This is a genomic window from Flavobacterium sp. CAU 1735, assembly GCF_039888695.1.
Taxonomy (GTDB): domain Bacteria; phylum Bacteroidota; class Bacteroidia; order Flavobacteriales; family Flavobacteriaceae; genus Flavobacterium.
In genome coordinates, this window is record NZ_JBDQQQ010000001.1 from 131,516 (window position 1) to 152,197 (window position 20,682).

Here is a 20,682-nt window from a genome sequence, read left to right on the forward strand (position 1 = left end):
GTTTGATATCGTATTAGGAATTCATCAGGCTTTCGATTTCATCAGCCTCGATAGGAATATTACGCATCAGGTTAAACGGTTCTCCTTTAGCCTGAATCACCACATCGTCTTCAATTCGGATTCCGAATCCTTCGGCCGGAATATAAATTCCCGGTTCAATAGTGAAAACCATATTTGCCTGCATTGGCTCATATAGTAAACCGTAATCGTGCGTATCTAATCCCATATGGTGTGACGTACCGTGCATAAAATATTTTTTATACGCCGGCCATTCCGGATTTTCGTTTTGAACATCCGCTTTGTCCAGTAAACCAAGACCTAATAATTCTGAGGTCATGATTTTACCCACTTCCACATGGTATTGTTTCCAGAAATTCCCCGGAACCAACATTTTGGCGGCTTCGTTTTTAACGCGTAATACGGCGTCATAAACTTCGCGCTGTCTTTTGGTAAAACGACCCGAAACCGGAATCGTACGGGTCATATCGCTGGAATAGTTGGCGTATTCGGCACCTACGTCCAATAATAATAAATCGCCGTCGTTACATTGTTGGTTGTTTTCGATATAGTGTAAAACATTCGCGTTATTACCCGAAGCGATAATCGGCGTATAAGCAAAACCTTTGGAACGGTTTCGTAAAAATTCGTGTGCAAATTCGGCTTCCACTTCATATTCCATAACGCCTGGTTTTACAAACGATAAAATACGACGGAATCCTTTTTCGGTAATGTTACAAGCCTGTTGGATCAGATCCAGTTCTTCGCTTTCTTTTACCGAACGAATGCGCTGTAAAATAGGATTGCTCTTTTCTACTTTATGTGCCGGATACGTTTCTTTCCACCATTTGATAAAACGAGCCTCACGTGTTTCTGTTTCTACAGAAGCGCGGTAGTGTTCGTTTGTGTTGATGTACATCGTATCGGCATAGGTCATCAGTTCGTATAACACTTTTTTGAAATCCTGTAACCAATAAACAGTCTTGATGCCAGACACTTCCAAAGCGCGTTCTTTAGTAAGTTTTTCTCCTTCCCAAACGGCAATGTGTTCGTTAGTTTCTCTAAGGAAAAGCATTTCTTTCTGATGTTCGTACGGAGCATCCGGGAAAAGCAATAAAACGCTTTCTTCCTGATCTACGCCCGACAGATAGAAGATATCGCGGTGTTGTGCGAACGGAAGTGTACTGTCGGCACTAACCGGATAGATATCGTTGGAGTTAAAAATGGCAATGCTGTTTGGTTTCATAGCCGCAGTGAATTTCTTGCGGTTTTTGATAAAAAGGTTTCGGTCAATCTGATGGTATTTCATAACGAAATAAATTTAAGTATAGAACTTCAAATTTAGAGATTTTAGGTCGAAATGGTGTTAATGCGAATTTAAAATTTTGAAGAATTCATAATAATGGGTAATTTTCTGCCATGAAAAAAATACTATCACTCTTTATACCCCTGTTTTTTGTGACAATTTTGCAGGCACAAGACAAAATGCCGTATCAGTTATTTGATAAAAAAGGAAAAAAAGCAAACTATGGAAAACTGCTAAAAGCGGCCGAAAAGGCGGAAGTGGTTTTGTTTGGCGAACATCATGATAATTCGGTTGTTCATTGGTTGCAATTGGAGCTGACAAAAGATCTGGGTGAAAAAAGAGAAGTCGTATTAGGTGCTGAAATGATCGAAGCCGACAATCAGAAACAATTGGATCAATACCTGCGTGGAGAAATTGATCAAAAAGCTTTTGATACGCTGGCAAGGCTTTGGAACAATCATAAAACCGATTATAAGCCTTTGGTAGACTATGCAAAAGAACATCATAAACATTTTGTAGCTACCAATGTACCGCGCCGTTACGCCAGTATGGTTTTTAAAAAAGGACTTGAGGCTTTGGAGGCATTGACACCGGAAGAAAAAAACTGGATCGCGCCGTTACCGATAGCTTATGATGCGCAATTGCCGGGCTATGTTAAAATGATTGAAATGATGGGCGGTCATGGAGGGGATAATCTGCCAAAAGCACAGGCGATTAAAGATGCTACGATGGCCTATTTTATCCAAAAAAACCAAAAACCGGAATCGGTATTTATTCATTATAACGGAACGTATCACAGCGATAATTTCGAAGGAATCTATTGGTATTTAAAGAAAAATAACCCGGAAAGTAAGATAATTACTATTGCTACGGTTACGCAAAAAAATATTTCGCAATTAGAGGCCGAGCACTACAATAAAGCCGACTATATTCTCGTTGTAGATGAAGATGTAACCAAAACATACTGATTTAACAAAATCTTGGCAGGATTTTTGTTGGTAATGTTGTGTTAATCCAGGCTATGAAATTTAAAAGCATCATATTAATAGTATTACTTGCCATCGCATTCTTTTCGTGCGATGATAATGATGATGTAAAAAATGCCGAACCACATTTGGTAATGCGATTTAAGTTTGATGCGACACAGTCAAGATTGAACAATTTGGGTCAACCGGCGGCTATTGCCGAAGGTAATGCGGCACAATCACCTTCGTTTAATGCAATCAGTTCGCATTATATGGAACTGGCGCCCAATGCCAGTACGGCATTAGGTATGGGGACGGTAGTGTACCATGCGCCCGAAACGATGGCGGGAGGTGAAAATGCCATTGATTTTAGTCAGTCGAAAATTGCTGAGGAAGGCGAAATCTTTTTGTCTATACCTTTAAGTCAAGTCGCAACAGGAAGTTACGAATGGATACGGACATCGCTTTCGTATCAAAACTACGATATCAATATTTTGCATCAGGGAACCGATTATACCGGTACATTGGCTAGTTTTGTCGGTTTTAAAACCTATTTAACCACACATCATATCGGAAACAGTAGTTTTCCGGTAAACGGAAACCGCGAACAGGGATATTGGGCTTTGAGTGTAAACGGAATGCCGTTTTCGGGTCAGACCGCAACCGGAGCGACCACCGTTCCAAATCCGCTTTATGCAACGTCTCCGATTCCACCTAAATCGTGCGTCGTAACCGGTAAATTTGCCACACCTTTGGTGATCACCGGAAATGAAACCCGCGACGTAGAAGTGACGCTTTCGCTATCGGTAAACAACAGTTTCGAGTGGAAAGAAGTCCATGTGGATGGAAAATACGAGCCATCGGCCGGGGAAAATGTGGTCGATATGGGCTTAAGAGGCTTGGTGCCGACCTATCAGAAATAAAACTCCAAAAGTTATTCCGCTATAATTTAATAAGATAGGAAAATGAGAATATGGTTTTCTCAATACTATCGGACAAATACTTTAAATTCATTATAAATAAGCCTGAAAGGGTTGCGGTTAATTTGAAATAGCCTTATTTTTGTTTGATTTTTTTAAAAACTATTACAATCAAACACTATGGCGAAATCTGCACTTTTAAAGTCATCTATTGGAAAGAAATACTGGATGGCTCTTACGGGTTTATTTTTATGCTTGTTTTTGGTGGGACACTTAGCAGGTAATCTACAGTTATTGTTCGGTACACAATTGCAGTTCAACGAATATGCATTGTTTATGACAACCAATCCAGCGGTAAAAATTCTATCTTATGTTACCTACATTTCGATCCTTTTCCACGCGATCGACGGTATTCTTCTAACTATTCAAAACAAAAAAGCGAGGCCTATTGGTTATGCGAAGAACAATGCTGGAGCAAACAGTGCCTGGGCATCTAGGAATATGGCTGTTTTAGGGACATTGATTTTGATTTTCATTGCAACGCACATGGTAAATTTCTGGGCAAAAATGCACTTTACAACAATGCCGTTACAAAAAATCACAGTTGAAGCACAACCAGGATCGACTCAGGATTTTTACCTGACTTCAGGATGGGGACAGGATAAATTTATTCCGGTACAAAGTGTTGATGGGGAAAATATCGTTATTGACGGACGTGATTTCTACTACACAAAACCACTTAAAGTGAAATTTGCAGAAGGATATAAAGATTTGCATACCATTACAATTGAATTCTTTAAAGACCCGAAATGGGGATTGGCATTCACAATTTTCTACGTGTTTTCTATGGCGGTATTAGCGTTCCACTTACTACACGGATTTAATAGTGCTTTCCAGTCGTTAGGAGCAAATAATCCTAAATACACCCCGGCGATCAAAGTTTTCGGAAAAGGATTTGCAATTATTGTACCGTTATTATTTGCTATTATTCCTTTATATATTCACTTCTTTAAATAATCCTATAATAGATAAAGATTATGGCATTAGATTCTAAAATACCTCAAGGTTCTATTTCGACGAAATGGACAGACTATAAAGATCATATAAACTTAGTGAACCCGGCCAACAAGCGTAACATCGATGTGATTATCGTTGGAACAGGATTGGCAGGAGGTTCGGCTGCTGCGACTTTAGCAGAATTAGGATATAACGTAAAAGCATTTTGTTTTCAGGATTCTCCACGTCGTGCGCACTCGATTGCAGCACAGGGAGGTATCAATGCGGCAAAAAACTACCAGGGAGATGGTGACTCAACTTTCCGTTTATTTTACGATACGGTAAAAGGTGGGGATTACCGCGCCCGTGAAGCAAACGTACACCGTTTGGCAGAAGTTTCGGCTAATATTATTGATCAATGTGTGGCTCAAGGGGTGCCTTTGGCTCGTGAATATGGCGGATTATTAGATAACCGTTCTTTCGGGGGTACTTTGGTATCGAGAACCTTCTACGCAAAAGGACAAACCGGACAACAGTTATTATTGGGAGCTTATTCTGCGATGAACCGTCAGATCGGACGTGGAAAAATCCAAATGTATAACCGTCACGAAATGTTGGATCTTGTAATTGTTGAAGGAAAAGCAAGAGGAATCATTGCCCGTAACCTGGTTACCGGAGAAATCGAAAGACATTCGGCTCACGCTGTAGTGATTGCTTCCGGAGGTTATGGAAACGTATTCTTCCTTTCTACAAATGCGATGGGAAGTAACGTAACGGCAGCCTGGAAAATCCACAAAAAAGGAGCGTATTTCGCTAACCCTTGTTATACGCAAATTCACCCAACCTGTATTCCGGTTTCAGGTGATCACCAGTCAAAACTAACATTGATGTCCGAATCATTGCGTAATGACGGTCGTATCTGGGTACCTAAAAAATTAGAAGATGCACAGGCAATCCGCGAAGGTCGTTTAAAACCGACGGATCTTGCTGAAGAAGATAGAGATTACTATTTGGAAAGACGTTATCCATCTTTTGGTAACCTTGTACCGCGTGACGTAGCCTCGCGTGCGGCAAAAGAAAGATGTGATGCCGGTTTCGGAGTAAACAAAACAGGAGAAGCGGTTTATCTTGATTTCGCCTCTGCGATCCAACGTTATGGAAAAGAGCAGGCAAAAATCAAACACTTAAACCCAGAGGATGCGGCTCTTGTTAAAAAATTAGGAACAGAAGTAGTAGCCAATAAATATGGTAACTTGTTCCAGATGTATGAGAAAATCGTTGACGATAATCCATACGAAACACCAATGATGATCTATCCTGCGGTTCACTATACTATGGGTGGAATCTGGGTAGATTATAACCTGATGACGACTATCGAAGGTTGTTATTCTATTGGTGAAGCGAACTTCTCTGATCACGGAGCGAACCGATTAGGAGCGTCTGCTTTGATGCAGGGTCTTGCCGACGGATATTTCGTATTACCGTATACTATCGGAGATTATTTGTCTAAAGATATCCGTACCGGAAAAATCTCAACCGATTTACCGGAGTTTATTGAGGCAGAGAAAAATGTGAGAGATCTGATTGAAAAATTAAGTAAAAATAACGGAACACATTCCGTAGACTACTTCCACAGAAGACTTGGAAAAGTAATGTGGGATAAAGTAGGAATGGCGCGTAACGCAAAAGGATTAGCAGAAGCGATGGAAGAAATCAAAGCCATCCGTGAAGAGTTCTACAGAGACGTTCGTGTACCGGGTGATGTTAACGGATTCAATCAGGAACTGGAAAAAGCATTACGTGTAGCCGATTTCCTTGAATTAGGAGAATTATTTGCGAAAGATGCTTTACACCGAAACGAATCATGTGGTGGACACTTCAGAGAAGAATATCAAACGGAAGAAGGAGAAGCACAACGTGATGACATCAACTTTGCATACGTAGCTGCCTGGGAATACAAAGGAGATCCTAGAGAAGCCGTATTACACAAAGAAGAGCTGAAATTCGAAAATGTGAAACCGGTACAAAGAAGTTACAAATAATGTAATGTGTTAAGGGATCCTCTTAATACTTAATACTCAAAGTTATGAATTTAACGTTAAAAATATGGCGTCAGAAAAACGCTCAAGATAAAGGACAATTAGTTGATTATAAAATCAGCGATGTGTCACCGGATATGTCTTTCCTTGAAATGTTAGACGTATTAAACGACGGATTAGTAGAAAAAGGAGACGAACCGGTAGCTTTCGACCACGATTGTCGTGAAGGAATCTGCGGAATGTGTTCCCTTTATATTAACGGAGAAGCTCACGGACCGGACAAAGGTGTAACAACATGTCAGTTACACATGCGTATGTTCAAAGATGGCGATACGATTTTTATCGAGCCATTCCGTGCTAAAGCATTCCCGGTAATTAAAGATTTAGTAGTAGACAGAAGTGCTTTCGACAGAATCCAGCATGCTGGTGGATTTATTTCGGTAAACACTTCCGGAAATACACAGGATGCCAATGCTATTCCTATTCCAAAACACGATGCCGACAGAGCTTTTGATGCGGCAACCTGTATCGGATGTGGTGCTTGTGTAGCAACTTGTAAAAACTCATCTGCTATGTTATTCGTATCGGCAAAAGTTTCCCAGTTTGCCTTGTTACCACAAGGTAAAGTTGAAGCAGCGGAGCGTGTATTAAACATGGTAGAACAAATGGACAACGAAGGATTTGGAAACTGTACCAATACAGGAGCCTGTGAAGTTGAATGTCCAAAAGGTATTTCGCTTGAGAATATTGCTCGTATGAACAGAGAATACTTTAAGGCAAGTATCAAATAGGTTTAAAAAAATCACGATTTAAAACGCACCCTTCGTTCCGTTGGGTGCGTTTTTGTTTTTTACATCGAAATTATAGCCCGAAACCGTTTCTTTTGACAGAACTTTCATATTTTTATTAGATAAAACTCGCCAACATTAAAAATAATAACACAAGATGAAAGTCAGTATCATTCAGGCGCCGCTATTTTGGGAAAACCCGGAAGTGAACAGAAATTATTTCGCAGCAAAAATTCAGAATATACCCGAAGATTCCTTACTAATTGTTTTACCGGAAATGTTTAGTTCCGGATTTACAATGAATCCTGAAGAAGTCGCTGAGCCTATGAATGGTTCAACGGTGAACTGGATGAAACAAACCGCTACGGAAAAAAACTGCGCGATAACAGGTAGCCTGGTGATTAAGGAAGACGGGAATTTTTATAATCGCTTGCTTTTTGTCTTTCCAAACGGCGATGTCGAACACTACGACAAACGCCATTTGTTTTCTTTGGCGGGAGAACACAAAACCTATACGTCCGGCGGAACCGAACGTTTGGTGGTGAACTACCTGGGTTGGCGTATTTGCCCGTTAATCTGTTACGATTTGCGATTCCCGGTATATTCCCGAAATAACGACGATTATGATCTGTTGATTTATGTGGCCAATTGGCCGCAGGTGCGAATCCTGGCCTGGGATACACTTTTAAAAGCAAGAGCCATCGAAAATATGTCCTATGTAATTGGTGTTAACCGAATTGGCGACGATGTGAACCACAATTTTTATTCCGGTCATTCGCAGGTTTTGGATTACCTGGGGAATGCCTTAGTGGAACCGGTTGAAAAAGAAGTGGTCTTTTCGGTACAATTGGATAAAGAATTAATGCTGGCGAACAGAAATAAACTGGGCTTCCTGAGAGATAGGGATAGGTTTAATCTGCTTTAAAAACCTGATCTACGTCCCAATTGGCGCGTACATCAACTTCACCCTGGAAATAGAGTACTTCTTCCGGAAGCTCTTTCCTTAGGAAATTACCGGTATCCCATTTACGGTTTTTATTATCGTCGTAGATAAGACGTAGGGTATACGTGGCCGGATCGAGTAAATTGAAATCAATAACCGTTTCTTTTTCACTGTATTCCGACGCAATGGTTTTTCCGTTTTTATCGAGTATTTCCAGTATTACCGGAAAGCGTTTTACATGTTCAAGTCGGACACGTAAATTTCCGAAATCGGTATTGCTACGCGTTCCCAGCGTATACTTTAAAGTGTCGTTCGGGGTTTCGTAAAAATCGGTCAAAGCGCCTGGAAATAGGGTTAGCTTATACCGCTGATCGGCCTCTTTTTTAAAGTCGATTTCCAGTTTCTTTTCATACTCATGATACGTAAGTTGGAACGGTAGTACTGCCGTTGAATCTTTTACATTAATCAGCCTGATTTTTGTGTTGTCAATTTTTGAGATTGGAATCGACGGCGTAATGGTAAAAGGATCTCTAAAACCAATAGCACCGGTTGGTTTGGCTTCAAAAGACAAGGTGTCGCCTTTGGCCTTCATTTCTTTTATTTTCGCGGTAAAATCTTTTGTATAATCGCCATTGCGGACATTAATTTTTAAGGAATCGGCCTTTATTTTTGGAAGCCAGATATACAAGGAGTCTTTCGAAGGATATTTTGTAATAACAGTACGTAGTTCTTCGCCTCCTTTGGAAACCGTAATCTTGGTGTTTTTTGCTTTTTCCTTACCCTCAAAACCCATGATCAGTTTATTCGGGTTTTCCTGTGATGCTTTTTCGGCTTTAAAAGCCAATTCTTCCTTAAACAGATCCAATCGGAAAATCGTATCGTTAGGGATACGTATCGGTTTTTTAAAGAATGCGATTTTATCCTCTTTAGGGTTGAATTTATAATCGTTGTTCTGGTCTTTAAGCGCTACAAGGTAATAATCGCCTTCTTTTACATTTTCAAGCGTAAAAACTTTTAAACTGTCCAGCGTATTGGTTACATAGCGAGGTTGTTGTTTAAAAACGGTAGAATCGGCAAATGTGCTTGCTTCGTACAACATTACCGAAACAAAATTATCGGTTTTTATATCGTGTGCATCACGAATGATTCCGCCAATTTTTAAAGAATCGATATACGATCCGGTTGAGAAAACATATTTAAACTGTGAATATGGATTTTGTTCGTTATTGTCGGAAATACTTTGCCCGAAATTAAAACTGTATGTCGTATTGGGCTGTAAAGTGTCTTTGATTTTAATCGTGATATATTTACTGGCGTAGCCCATTGGAATAATATCCGGAGCTTTTTTCATTGGAGGAGAAATGATCAACTGCTTGTTGATGTCTTTTACCTTAATATATTCACTAAAGTTGATTTTGATAAAATTACCGGTAAAATTAGTGCTGAAATTCTTAGGCGTACTAAAAGTAATCGTCGGCGGAATAGTATCTTTCGGTCCACCCGAAACCATACCTCTTTTGGCACAACTGGTTAGTAGTAGCGAAAAAACAACAATAAGAAAAGCGATGCGGTATTTCAACATGTTAGCAGTGATTTTAACGGCACAAAATAACGATTATATTCAGTGGAAAGAAAATCTTTTTGGAAAATCTTTGTAAAATTACGAGTCGGTATAGGCAATGGTGGCAATACTCAGCCTCGCTCCTGGTAATTTTAACAATTGTTTGCCACAGGCTTCCAATGTCGAACCCGTGGTTATCACATCGTCAATTAATAGGAAATGTTTTCCGCGGCAGCAATTAATATCGCGAAGCGCAAACAGTTCCATATCGGTTTCGGTTCGTCCGAAAAGCGTCTTTTGGGTTTGGGTTTTCGAGTACCGCTTTCGGTATAATAGCTGGTCGTTATAAAAAGTATGGAAACCGTCTGCCAAAGTACGACCAAATGTAGTCAGCTGGTTATAACCGCGTTCGCGCAACCGTTTCGGGTGTAGCGGAACGGGAATGATATCGGTCACGGTTTGTAAATCAGGATTGGCTTCAAATCGGGCTAAGTACCATTCGGCGAGTAAAGTGCCAATTTCCTGTTGGCCTTTGTACTTTAAATGGTGGATAAGTTGTTGTGTAATACCTTTTTTACGGTAATATAAAAGCGAAGATCCGTGGACTAACGGAAGTCGTCCGTAGAACTTTTTATAAGTCATATTGGCGTTGGTAATCGGATGATCGGTGTAAGGAAGCTCATGACGGCATTTAAGGCATATAATCTTCTCATTTTGCAATAAAACGGAATTACAGCCAACGCAAATTGGCGGAAAAAGTAAGTTTATCAAGTTTTTTATCATTTCATCGATTATTTTTTTTGAATTACGGAAGGCGGAATACTTTTAGCGATTATTAAATAGAAATGGTACGTAAAAGCGCTACAAAATTAATTCAGGTAAGTGTTGGTGTACTGCTCATCGGAGTGTTCACCCTGTCTTTTAATTTATATCGGTTATCCGTTGAAAATAAGACGCTTAAAGATAAGCTTTCTCTGGAAAATTCCCTTCATAAGAATGAGCTTTTGGAGATTTTAAAGCGGTACGATTCGGTCAGTAATATGCTGGTCGGTCGGACAAAGGCCGCAATGACTCCCTTTAAGTCCACCGTACCCTCCAATACGCTTCTAAAAACCGTCGGAACCAGTCATTTTAAGACAGAAGTTGTAAAAAACAAACCGTTAAGTGCTAAAATTAAAGCGGAAAAACGAAAACCCGTTAAATCATTAGCCGAATCCGACACTCCTTCCGACAATGCTGATGCGTCTTCAAAATACTTAAAAGCACTAAATGTTAGTGTAAGAGGCGTAAAAATCATCTACAGTGATTATCTGGAAACCAATCGTTCCAAAAAAATAGACCAGATCCGTATTTGTTATACCTTAGGTTATAATGAAACGGTTTCAAAAGGAAACCAGGAAATTTTTTATCAGATCGTTGATCCCGAACATATGGTACTGGCCAATTGTTCCCATCCGGATGAAAAATTCAACTGCGATTTAAGCTGTACGGCTAAAGGAATCGTATTCTACGAAAATAAATCCACCGATGTCTGCGCCTTTGTAGATGTGGATAAAAAAAAGCTGATCCGCGGGGATTATGAAGTGAACATAATCCATCAGGACCGTATAATCGGAACGGCGAATTTCCAATTTAGATAATTGGTGTAAAAAGTTAAAATTTCCCCTGTTTTTTACAATCTCTTTTTCCTATTTTTGCAACATGGCAAAACAAGATGACTTATTTAAAAATGTAGTTTCGCATGCTAAAGAATACGGATTTATATTCCCTTCGAGCGAAATCTATGATGGTTTGAGTGCAGTTTACGACTATGCTCAGAACGGTGTTGAATTAAAGAAAAATATACGGGAATACTGGTGGAAATCCATGGTTCAGATGCACGAAAATATCGTCGGTATCGACGCGGCTATTTTTATGCACCCAACAACCTGGAAAGCTTCGGGCCACGTAGATGCGTTTAACGATCCGTTAATTGATAATAAAGATTCCAAAAGAAGATATCGTGCCGATGTTTTAATTGAGGATTATGCCGAAAAATTAAATCAGAAAGCACAAAAAGAAATAGATAAAGCACGCGAACGTTTTGGCGATGCTTTTGATGAAGCACAGTTTGTAGCGACAAATGCCCGTGTGATCGAATACCGTTCCCGCCAGAGAGAAATCCTGGAGCGTATGGCGCGTTCGCTGGAAACCGAAAACCTGGCTGATGTAAAAGCACTGATCGAAGAGCTTGAAATCGCTTGTCCGGAATCGGGATCTAAAAACTGGACAGAAGTGCGTCAGTTTAACCTGATGTTCGGAACAAAATTAGGTGCTTCTGCCGATTCGGCGATGGATTTGTACCTGCGTCCGGAAACGGCTCAGGGAATTTTTGTAAACTTCCTGAACGTTCAGAAAACGGGACGTATGAAAATACCTTTTGGTATTGCACAAACCGGAAAAGCCTTCCGTAATGAAATTGTAGCCCGTCAGTTTATTTTCCGTATGCGTGAATTTGAACAAATGGAAATGCAGTTTTTCGTTCGTCCGGGAGAAGAAATGAAATATTACGAATACTGGAAAGAAACCCGATTGAAATGGCATCTTTCATTAGGACTTGGTAAAGAGAATTACCGTTTCCATGACCATGAAAAACTGGCACACTACGCCAATGCTGCTGCGGATATCGAATTTAATTTCCCATTCGGATTTAAAGAATTAGAAGGAATTCATTCCAGAACCGATTTCGATCTTAAAGCACACGAATCGCATTCCGGAAAAAAATTACAATATTTTGACAATGAAACCAATTCCAGCTATGTACCGTATGTAGTGGAAACATCTGTTGGATTGGATCGAATGTTTTTATCCGTATTCTCAAAATCCTTACAGGAAGAAACATTGGAAGACGGATCGACACGTACGGTATTAAAATTACCGTCGGTGTTGGCGCCAACCAAAGCAGCCGTTTTACCATTGGTTAAAAAAGACGGTTTACCGGAAATTGCCCGAAATATTATCGACGATCTGAAATGGGATTTCAATGTATCGTATGACGAAAAAGATGCTGTAGGGCGTCGTTACCGTCGTCAGGATGCTTTGGGAACACCATTCTGTATTACGGTTGATCACCAGACATTGGAAGACCAAACCGTAACGATCCGTCACAGAGATAGCATGAAGCAGGACCGCGTTAAAATTTCCGAATTAAGAGGAATTATTAGTGACGAAGTTTCGATGCGTAACTGGTTAATGAAAATGTAAGATACCTATAGTGAAAAAGCTTTCCGTAATTGGAGAGCTTTTTTGTTTACGGTTGGGAACTAACGTACGGTCTGAATTACGGTTTGAGTAGTCTTTTTAGGACAAAATGGGAGTTTTGAAAGTCATTAAAAGTGTTAAAATGGACAAAAAAGCTAAAAAAAAGTCAAACCGTAAAAAAAACTGAAAAAAACCGTAAAATGCTTGTGTGGGAAACAAGTACTTTTACAGTGTCATTAAATACTTAATTAAGTTAGTTTATACAGTATAAGGTAAATATAGTGGATTACCTTCTTTAGCCCAGCCTGTAAAAGGTCTTGCTACAGCCCAGCCAAATAGAGGATTTGGTTTAGCTCATTAAAAATCAAGCGTTAGTAATGTACTAACGCTTTTTTTATGGATTTATTTTAATTTTGTAAGAATTTTTATTCGTTTTCCAAAGCATTCCATCCTCTCGCTTTTAACGGAATTTTGGTGTTTGCTCTGGTAATCAGATGAATTCCTTCGCTTTCCGGTGCCATATGACCGATTACCGTAAAATTTGGATTAGCTTTGATTTTATCGTAATCGTCCATTTTAATAGTAAACAATAATTCGTAATCCTCACCGCCATTTATCGCGATTGTCGTACTATCGACATTAAATTCTTCACAAGCGTTGATCAACTGTGGATCCAATGGCAATTTGTCTTCATATAAATTACAGCCTTTTGAAGAATTCTTACAAAGGTGAATGATCTCAGACGATAACCCGTCGGAAACATCAATCATCGAAGTCGGTTTCAAATCCAAAGCCTCCAATAATTCTTTAATGTCCTTACGCGCTTCCGGTTTTAACTGGCGTTCGATTAAATAGGTATAGGCATCCAGATCGGGCTGGTTATTCGGGTTAACCTGAAAAACCTGTTTTTCGCGTTCCAAAACCTGTAATCCCATATAAGCCGCACCGATATCACCGGTCACAACCAATAAATCGGTTTCGCTGGCACCGTTACGGTAAACCAGTTCTTCTTCGTTGGCCTCACCAATAGCCGTAATACTTATGATCAATCCTTTTTGAGACGAAGTGGTGTCACCACCAATCACATCAACATCATATATTTTGGAAGCCAGCGCAATTCCTTCGTACAATTCTTCCAATGCTTCCAGTGGAAAACGATTCGAAACAGCAATCGATACCGTAATTTGTGTCGGTTTGGCATTCATCGCACAGATGTCGGAAAGATTTACCACAACGGCTTTGTATCCTAAATGTTTTAAAGGCATATAGGCAAGGTCAAAATGAACACCTTCTACCAGTAAATCGGTAGAAACCACTACTTTTTTATCCTTAAAATCCAGTACGGCCGCATCGTCGCCAATCCCTGTTAGTGTGGATGGCTGATTGATTTTGAAATTTTGGGTCAGATGACTTATTAATCCAAATTCGCCCAGTTGCGACAAACTGGTTCTTTGAGGTGTTTTGTCTTCTATCATCGAAATAAAGTATAAGATGCAAAGTTGCGAAGGTTTTTTTAATAAAAAAAACGCATCTGGTTAAATACGGGGACTTTAAAAATGAAAGCCCTACCGTTTCATCGAAAAGTGGGATTTAAATTCTTTTTCTTCTCCGTTATCTTTAAAGATCACCTTAAACCAATAGTCGGTCGACGGAAGCGGATAGCCGTTATAGGTTCCGTCCCAACCCGGTCCGTCCGGTCGAAGTTGTTTTAGGAATTTACCATAGCGGTCGAAAATATAGATTCGGGCATCTTTCTGATTTCGTAGGTCGCGGATGTTCCAGGTGTCGTTATAACCGTCGCCATTTGGTGTGAAAAATTTCGGATATTTTAGAATAAAGGCTCTTAGTCGGATACTGCCACAATTGGCTTTGGTATCGGTAACGGTTACCCAGTGTTCACCACCGGAAACATTATCAAAGTAATTGGAAGATTGCGGATAGCTATCGTCCAGTTGATATTCGTAGTGACCATATCCGCCGGTTATGTTAACGGTAATCGAACTGTCATCAGAAAAAGGCTCTCCAACGGAAAGCGTAGCCACGGCTGTACTTGATTGATCAATCGTAACTGTGGTCGGGTTATAATTACAATCGCTGCCTGATTCCGGAGTGAGTTTTATGGTATTGATCGTATACTGTCCGGGCTGAGTAGCGGTATAGTTGGGCCCGGTATGAATCAGTTGGTTGTTCTGATACCATTCTACGGTAAATAAAGCGGGACTTAATCCGGAGGTAATGGTGTAGGATGTCAATGGATTCTGAGTAATCGGGTCAACGCAAATAGTACCATTGGCTATATTAAGATCTAATAAAGGGTATATGGTGACCAGAAACTGTTTTTCGCTAAAACAATCTACATTGTCGGACGCTGTAACATATACATAGACGGTTTGTGAATTGGTAATCGCATCGCCCGGTTGGTAGGCTGTGCCCGTTCCGCCACTACCGCTAAAGTAAGCACCCAAAGCCAATGGTGGCAGAGTATAACTACCGCAGCGTTCCTCGTTGTTGAAATTCGGAAGTACCGGCGTCGTGGAAATAGTAACAACAAAATCATCTTCGTCCGTACAATTGATACGGTTTCCGGAGATTGCATATACATATACCGTCTGACTGGTCGTTAAAACAGTTCCTGCCGGAATAACCGGACCTTGACCATTAGGTTGTGTGTAATAATTTCCTACGGTAAGGTTGGGAAGTGTATAACTATCGCAGGCTTTAACATCGTCAAATGTGCCAACTTCAACACCGATCGCATTTACGGTGAATACTGTTTGGTTATTACATTCCGGGAAATCAGTCCAATAATTGTAGATGTATATGGTTTGTGTAGTCGAAATTTCGGTTCCGGCGGCTAATTCGGTTCCGGTACCACCTGGTCCGGTATAGTATTTTCCATTGGTTAGCGTTGGTAAAATAAAAGAGGTACAGGTATAAATATCCGTAAAACTTGTGATAGGCGGACGTGGACGAATCGTTACCGTAAAGGTGTGCTCGTTGGTACAGCCATTGGCTGCAACAGCATAAATATAGATCGTTCGGGTACTGATGATAGCTTGACCGGCACTCATTGGTGTTCCGGTTCCGCCGGTTCCGGTAAAATAATTTCCGTTTGTTAAAGGCGGTAGAATATATTGTCCGCATTCCCTACGATCGGCAGGTGTGTCGACCAAAGGTTTCGGGAGTATTGTGATCTGATAATTTAAAAAATCGGTACAATTGGGTGAGCTTGTGGTTGGAGCATAGTAATATACAGTTTGTGAATTATAAATCACCGTACCGGCCGGAATTACGGTTCCGCCACCCAAGGGCTGTGTATAATAGTTTCCGACTTCAATAGCGGGAAGTGTATATTCGCCACAAGCGGTTATCGGTTGAAAGGATGGACCATCGATGATGGTTACCCGAAAATGATGTTCATTCGAACATTCTCCGTCAAAAGCAAAAACATAGACATCCTGAGACGTAGTAATAATGGTTCCGGGCGGCAGTTGAGGACCAGTGCCATTAGGTTGTGAATAGTAGCTACCGTAGTTCAACGTTGGTAAAACATAAGAATTACAAGTAATCACATCGGCAGGTTTGTCGACAAGTGGACGCGGTAAAATCCGGATATGGTATATTTTTTCCTGACAAACATTTCCGTTGACGACCGCATAAAAATAAATCGTCTGAGGGGTAGTTAATACTGTTCCTACAGGTAAAAGCGTTCCGGTTCCGCCTGGTGCGGTATAAAAATTACCTGCCGGAGAATTGCGGATAATATATTGTTCGCAGCCAATATCCGGAAAGCTTATCTGATCAATTAATGTTACGACAAAGGTAGTTTGATCGGCACAACCCAAAGGTCCGGGCGCGGTGTTATAAATATAATAGGTTCCCTGTTGAGTAATGACGTCACCGGCAAAAAGTGGCGTTCCCGATCCATGAGAGCCGCTAAAATAATTTCCGTTAGTAATAGGAGGTAGTACATAACTATTACATTCGATAACATCTGGAAGGACATCTACTAATGGAAGTGGTAGTATCGTAATGGTAAAACTGGTAAGAGCATAGCAGTTTGCGTTAGTAACATCAGTCATCCGAACCCATATGGTAACTGGCGACTGTGAAGCATTTACGATAAAAGCCGTCGGATTGGCAATACTGTTTGTGTTGTTGTCTGCGTTGCTTTGTGAGGTAAAGTACAGAATGCTAAAATCGCTAAGGCTTTGCCCATTTAAAACGATAGGGGTTTCAACCGTCAGGTCAAAACTCAGGAGACCATTGCGATTGCTACACTTTGTCATATTTAAAGCCTGTCCAGGTACAATGGTATTATTGATGATCAGATCAAACGAAGTAAGATTATCGCAAGTTACACTGCCATTTCGTTTACGGACTTTAATATATATGGTCTGACTGCCGGCACTCATATAGCTACTGATATCTGAAGCGGGAATTGCGTTGTTGGCGTTGGCATCGGCTAGTGAAGCATAATATAAAACATCGAAATCAGCAGGATTCAAGCCTAAAACCGTAGCGTTATTCTGAGTAAGATCAAAAGGGTAACTGGCTAATCCGGTGTTGCAAACCCGTAAGTCATTTGGCGTACCGATAGTCAGCTCGGTAATCTCGATTTCGTCGGTCATCTGACAGGCCCCGTTTGTGGTGGTAGCGATCACACTATAAAGTCCGGCTTGTGTTACACTTAGAGACGATGCTGTTGCGCCCGGGATAATATCATGATTAAATGTCCAGACATGATTAATTTGTGGCCCCAAACCGGATTGTAGTACTATGGTTTCACCCTGACAAATAGTGGTGTCGGAACCTAAGTCGGTATTGGTGGTAAAACTCTTTCCGGCGATAAAAACAGCGGAGTCAAAATTGGAATCGTTATAATCGCCAATCGCTAATTTAATCCGATAGGGATTGTTAGGAGTAACGGCCGATGAAGCGGTTAATAGAACCGTTTCTCCCCGCATATTGATGGCCGAAGTTCCCGGATTAGTAACATTATAGCGACCAAATAAACCCGGATTGTCTGATGTACATCCGGAATTGTACTGGTTGTTGCGAATGGTTTTTACGGAAATCGGAATGTTGGTATTGGGAATAACGGCCAGATTTGTGGTAACACCGGTAGTCAGATCGGTTAACAAAAAAGCAAAAATGTCGTTGAAACCGCATTGGTATTCTCCATATTCGTTGGAAGCAAACAGGAAATCAAAACTAAAACTACTGGATAAAGGCGTGAAATCAAACTGGATATAAGCGACATCGCTGATGGGCAGCGTCTGTCCGCTGGCATTACTGATATTTTGTAAATCGGGATCACCGGCATTGGTTAAAGAGGTACTCTCGTTTAATCCGGTATATTGACCTTCGGTATATTTGGCAATACCGTTTCGGATAATAATTCCTTCCTGAATCGGGAAATTGGGGTTTGTATTGGTAAACCGACCGATACCGCGATGTGAGGAAAACTGAAAATTGGTTTCGTTAAAACAGGAATTCTGTAAAAGGGTGTTGCTTACCAATTGCGGAACAGTTTGGGAAGTGGTATCAATAGTGATTCCCTGCGCATAAAAAGTAAGGCAGCTGAAAAACACTAACAAAACGAGTACCCTTTTCATGAATTAGGAGTTAAGCCTATAAAGTTACTAAAAAAAGCGTTTTTTATTGTGTTAATATAGTGGATTGGATGGTTTGTGTTTTTAAAACCGTATTTTTTTTGTTAAAAAAGCAAAATGTCCACAAGTTGTCTGAAATTTGGAATTGTTTACGATCGTAAAAAGTGAAAAAAAAGACCGGATTTTAAAATCCGGTCTTATATGATTAGTCGTTTAATTTTAATACGGCCATAAATGCTTCCTGTGGAATTTCAACATTTCCTACCTGACGCATACGTTTTTTACCTTTTTTCTGTTTTTCAAGTAATTTACGTTTACGGGAGATATCACCTCCATAACATTTGGCGGTTACGTCTTTACGCAACGCTTTAATCGTTTCACGTGCGATAATTTTCGCACCGATAGCAGCCTGAATCGGAATATCAAATTGTTGACGCGGGATCAGTTCTTTTAACTTTTCACACATTTTTTTACCGATGTTATAGGCATTGTCAGCGTGAATCAAGGCCGATAAAGCATCTACGGAGTTCGCGTTTAACAGTACATCCACTTTTACCAGATTCGACGTACGCATTCCGATAGGCGAGTAGTCAAACGAAGCATATCCTTTGGAAACCGTTTTTAAACGATCGTAGAAATCAAATACGATTTCAGCCAATGGCATGTCAAATGTCAACTCCACACGTTCCGGTGTTAGATACGTCTGGTTGGTGATGACACCTCGTTTTTCAATACAAAGACTCATTACTTGTCCAACAAAATCCGATTTAGTGATGATCGTTGCTTTGATATACGGTTCTTCCACGCGGTCCAGTCTGGATGGTTCCGGTAAATCGGAAGGATTGTTTACAATTAATTGCGTGTCCGGTTCCTTTTTGGTATAAGCGAAATACGAAACGTTGGGTACGGTAGTGATCACGGTCATGTTAAACTCACGCTCCAGACGTTCCTGAATGATTTCCATGTGAAGCATTCCCAGGAAACCACAACGGAAACCAAAACCTAAAGCAGCCGAACTTTCCGGGCTAAATACCAGCGAAGCGTCATTTAACTGTAGTTTTTCCATTGAATTACGAAGCTCTTCATAATCCTCAGTGTCAACAGGGTAAATACCGGCGAAAACCATTGGTTTTACATCTTCAAATCCCTGAATCATATTCTGAGTTGGTGTTTTGGCATCGGTAATCGTATCTCCCACTTTTACTTCGCGGGCTTCTTTAATACCGGAAATCAGATAACCTACGTCACCGGTAGATACTACCTGTTTGGGTACCTGATTTAATTTTAAGGTTCCGATTTCATCGGCAAAATATTCATTACCGGTAGCCATAAACTTAATTTTCTGACCTTTTCGGATTTCTCCGTTGATCACACGGAAAATAACTTCAATTCCGCGGAACGGATTGTAAACCGAGTCAAAAATCAAAGCCTGAAGCGGTTCCTCTTTATCACCTTTTGGTGCCGGAATACGTTCGATAATGGCTTCCAGAATTTTATCCACACCAAGACCGGTTTTTCCGGATGCCGGGATAATATCTTCCAACTTACAGCCTAACAGATCCACGATATCATCGCTCACTTCTTCCGGATTGGCACTTGGTAAGTCAATTTTATTTAGAACTGGGATGATTTCCAGGTCGTTTTCCAGAGCCAGATACAGGTTGGAAATAGTTTGCGCCTGAATACTCTGAGCTGCATCCACAATTAAAAGAGCTCCTTCACAAGCGGCGATCGAACGGGATACCTCATACGAGAAATCCACGTGACCCGGAGTGTCGATCAGGTTCAGGATGTACTGTTCTCCTTTATAGGTGTACTCCATCTGAATCGCATGACTTTTAATAGTAATACCACGTTCGCGTTCCAAATCCATATTGTCCAGCAACTGAGCTTGCTGCTCACGTGCGGTAACGGTTTGGGTAGCGTCCAGTAATCGATCGGCAAGGGTACTTTTCCCGTGATCGATATGTGCAATAATGCAGAAATTTCTAATATGCTTCATCTTCGTTTTGTATCAATTTTAAGAGCAAATCCGAATCCGGATCGGCCATACCTTTGTTAAAAAACAAAAGGACTTTATAAGCCTTTATGCAGATAATCAGCCGGATATGGGGATTTCCTATATAAAGGTAGTGAAATAATCCGCAAATATAATTGAAAGTTGGTCAGTTACAAGCGGATAGTGTTGAAATCACTGTCTTTTTTATGCCGATTCGATGATTTTCAGAAAAGACAAGTATGGCTTCGGTTAAAGCGCTACTCAAAAGCACGCAAAGCTTTACAGTAACGTTAAGAAAAAGAATTGATTAAAA

Annotated in this window: 14 protein-coding genes; 8 read left to right on the forward strand and 6 right to left on the reverse strand. The window is 40.5% G+C overall.

The features are described from left to right. Positions 1–13 precede the first annotated feature (13 nt). The gene (locus tag AAFN64_RS00795) at positions 14–1,306 is read right to left on the reverse strand and encodes an aminopeptidase P family protein (RefSeq protein ID WP_347758943.1); all 1,293 of its coding nucleotides are present in this window, start codon (positions 1,304–1,306) and stop codon (positions 14–16) included. A 110-nt stretch (positions 1,307–1,416) separates the two neighbouring features. Between AAFN64_RS00795 and AAFN64_RS00800 the strand changes: the two genes are divergently transcribed. The 6 genes from AAFN64_RS00800 to AAFN64_RS00825 all read left to right on the forward strand — a co-directional run bounded on the left by AAFN64_RS00800 (position 1,417) and on the right by AAFN64_RS00825 (position 7,936). Next, positions 1,417–2,271 (forward strand): ChaN family lipoprotein, encoded by an 855-nt coding sequence (locus AAFN64_RS00800; RefSeq protein WP_347758944.1) that lies wholly within the window; start codon positions 1,417–1,419, stop codon positions 2,269–2,271. A 53-nt stretch (positions 2,272–2,324) separates the two neighbouring features. Continuing rightward, on the forward strand, positions 2,325–3,191 hold the full coding sequence (locus AAFN64_RS00805; protein ID WP_347758946.1) for a hypothetical protein: 867 nt from the start codon (positions 2,325–2,327) through the stop codon (positions 3,189–3,191). Positions 3,192–3,368: 177 nt separating this feature from the next. Further along, positions 3,369–4,205 (forward strand): succinate dehydrogenase cytochrome b subunit, encoded by an 837-nt coding sequence (locus tag AAFN64_RS00810; protein WP_347758948.1) that lies wholly within the window; start codon positions 3,369–3,371, stop codon positions 4,203–4,205. A gap of 20 nt (positions 4,206–4,225) precedes the next feature. After that, positions 4,226–6,226, forward strand: coding sequence for a fumarate reductase/succinate dehydrogenase flavoprotein subunit (locus AAFN64_RS00815; protein WP_347758950.1), 2,001 nt, complete (start codon positions 4,226–4,228; stop codon positions 6,224–6,226). Positions 6,227–6,270: 44 nt separating this feature from the next. Then, complete coding sequence (locus AAFN64_RS00820; RefSeq protein ID WP_300487543.1) at positions 6,271–7,014, forward strand: succinate dehydrogenase/fumarate reductase iron-sulfur subunit; 744 nt, start codon at positions 6,271–6,273, stop codon at positions 7,012–7,014. A 154-nt stretch (positions 7,015–7,168) separates the two neighbouring features. Then, positions 7,169–7,936 (forward strand): amidohydrolase, encoded by a 768-nt coding sequence (locus tag AAFN64_RS00825; protein WP_300487540.1) that lies wholly within the window; start codon positions 7,169–7,171, stop codon positions 7,934–7,936. On the opposite strand, the gene AAFN64_RS00830 is transcribed toward AAFN64_RS00825, so the two are convergent. Beyond that, positions 7,923–9,536: an Ig-like domain-containing protein gene (locus AAFN64_RS00830; RefSeq protein ID WP_347758952.1), complete on the reverse strand. Its 1,614-nt coding sequence runs from the start codon at positions 9,534–9,536 to the stop codon at positions 7,923–7,925. The genes AAFN64_RS00825 and AAFN64_RS00830 overlap by 14 nt on opposite strands. Positions 9,537–9,614: 78 nt before the next feature. Then, positions 9,615–10,298, reverse strand: a complete 684-nt coding sequence (locus AAFN64_RS00835) for a phosphoribosyltransferase family protein (protein WP_347758953.1) — start codon at positions 10,296–10,298, stop codon at positions 9,615–9,617. 62 nt (positions 10,299–10,360) lie between these two features. On the opposite strand from AAFN64_RS00835, the gene AAFN64_RS00840 reads away from it, so the two are divergent. Next, the gene (locus AAFN64_RS00840) at positions 10,361–11,155 is read left to right on the forward strand and encodes a hypothetical protein (protein ID WP_347758954.1); all 795 of its coding nucleotides are present in this window, start codon (positions 10,361–10,363) and stop codon (positions 11,153–11,155) included. Between the two features lie 61 nt (positions 11,156–11,216). After that, positions 11,217–12,758 carry a glycine--tRNA ligase gene (locus AAFN64_RS00845; RefSeq protein WP_347758955.1) on the forward strand — a complete coding sequence of 514 codons (1,542 nt, stop codon included), beginning with the start codon at positions 11,217–11,219 and terminating at the stop codon, positions 12,756–12,758. Between the two features lie 422 nt (positions 12,759–13,180). Here the strand turns inward: AAFN64_RS00845 and thiL are convergent, their stop codons facing one another. The 3 genes from thiL to lepA all read right to left on the reverse strand — a co-directional run bounded on the left by thiL (position 13,181) and on the right by lepA (position 20,372). Beyond that, a complete protein-coding gene (thiL, locus tag AAFN64_RS00850; RefSeq protein WP_300487526.1) occupies positions 13,181–14,230 on the reverse strand; it encodes a thiamine-phosphate kinase in 1,050 nt (349 codons plus the stop codon). A gap of 90 nt (positions 14,231–14,320) precedes the next feature. Next, the gene (locus tag AAFN64_RS00855) at positions 14,321–18,373 is read right to left on the reverse strand and encodes a choice-of-anchor L domain-containing protein (RefSeq protein WP_347758956.1); all 4,053 of its coding nucleotides are present in this window, start codon (positions 18,371–18,373) and stop codon (positions 14,321–14,323) included. Positions 18,374–18,575: 202 nt separating this feature from the next. Further along, positions 18,576–20,372 (reverse strand): translation elongation factor 4, encoded by a 1,797-nt coding sequence (gene lepA / locus AAFN64_RS00860; protein WP_300487520.1) that lies wholly within the window; start codon positions 20,370–20,372, stop codon positions 18,576–18,578. Positions 20,373–20,682 lie beyond the last annotated feature (310 nt).

Coding starts and splice junctions, on each gene's coding strand:
- AAFN64_RS00820 (WP_300487543.1), top strand. CDS start 6,271: ATGAATTTAACGTTAAAAATATGGCGTCAGAAAAACGCTCAAGATAAA.
- AAFN64_RS00805 (WP_347758946.1), top strand. CDS start 2,325: ATGAAATTTAAAAGCATCATATTAATAGTATTACTTGCCATCGCATTC.
- AAFN64_RS00845 (WP_347758955.1), top strand. CDS start 11,217: ATGGCAAAACAAGATGACTTATTTAAAAATGTAGTTTCGCATGCTAAA.
- AAFN64_RS00830 (WP_347758952.1), bottom strand. CDS start 9,536: ATGTTGAAATACCGCATCGCTTTTCTTATTGTTGTTTTTTCGCTACTA.
- AAFN64_RS00840 (WP_347758954.1), top strand. CDS start 10,361: ATGGTACGTAAAAGCGCTACAAAATTAATTCAGGTAAGTGTTGGTGTA.
- AAFN64_RS00795 (WP_347758943.1), bottom strand. CDS start 1,306: ATGAAATACCATCAGATTGACCGAAACCTTTTTATCAAAAACCGCAAG.
- AAFN64_RS00825 (WP_300487540.1), top strand. CDS start 7,169: ATGAAAGTCAGTATCATTCAGGCGCCGCTATTTTGGGAAAACCCGGAA.
- lepA (WP_300487520.1), bottom strand. CDS start 20,372: ATGAAGCATATTAGAAATTTCTGCATTATTGCACATATCGATCACGGG.
- AAFN64_RS00815 (WP_347758950.1), top strand. CDS start 4,226: ATGGCATTAGATTCTAAAATACCTCAAGGTTCTATTTCGACGAAATGG.
- AAFN64_RS00800 (WP_347758944.1), top strand. CDS start 1,417: ATGAAAAAAATACTATCACTCTTTATACCCCTGTTTTTTGTGACAATT.
- AAFN64_RS00810 (WP_347758948.1), top strand. CDS start 3,369: ATGGCGAAATCTGCACTTTTAAAGTCATCTATTGGAAAGAAATACTGG.
- AAFN64_RS00835 (WP_347758953.1), bottom strand. CDS start 10,298: ATGATAAAAAACTTGATAAACTTACTTTTTCCGCCAATTTGCGTTGGC.
- AAFN64_RS00855 (WP_347758956.1), bottom strand. CDS start 18,373: ATGAAAAGGGTACTCGTTTTGTTAGTGTTTTTCAGCTGCCTTACTTTT.
- thiL (WP_300487526.1), bottom strand. CDS start 14,230: ATGATAGAAGACAAAACACCTCAAAGAACCAGTTTGTCGCAACTGGGC.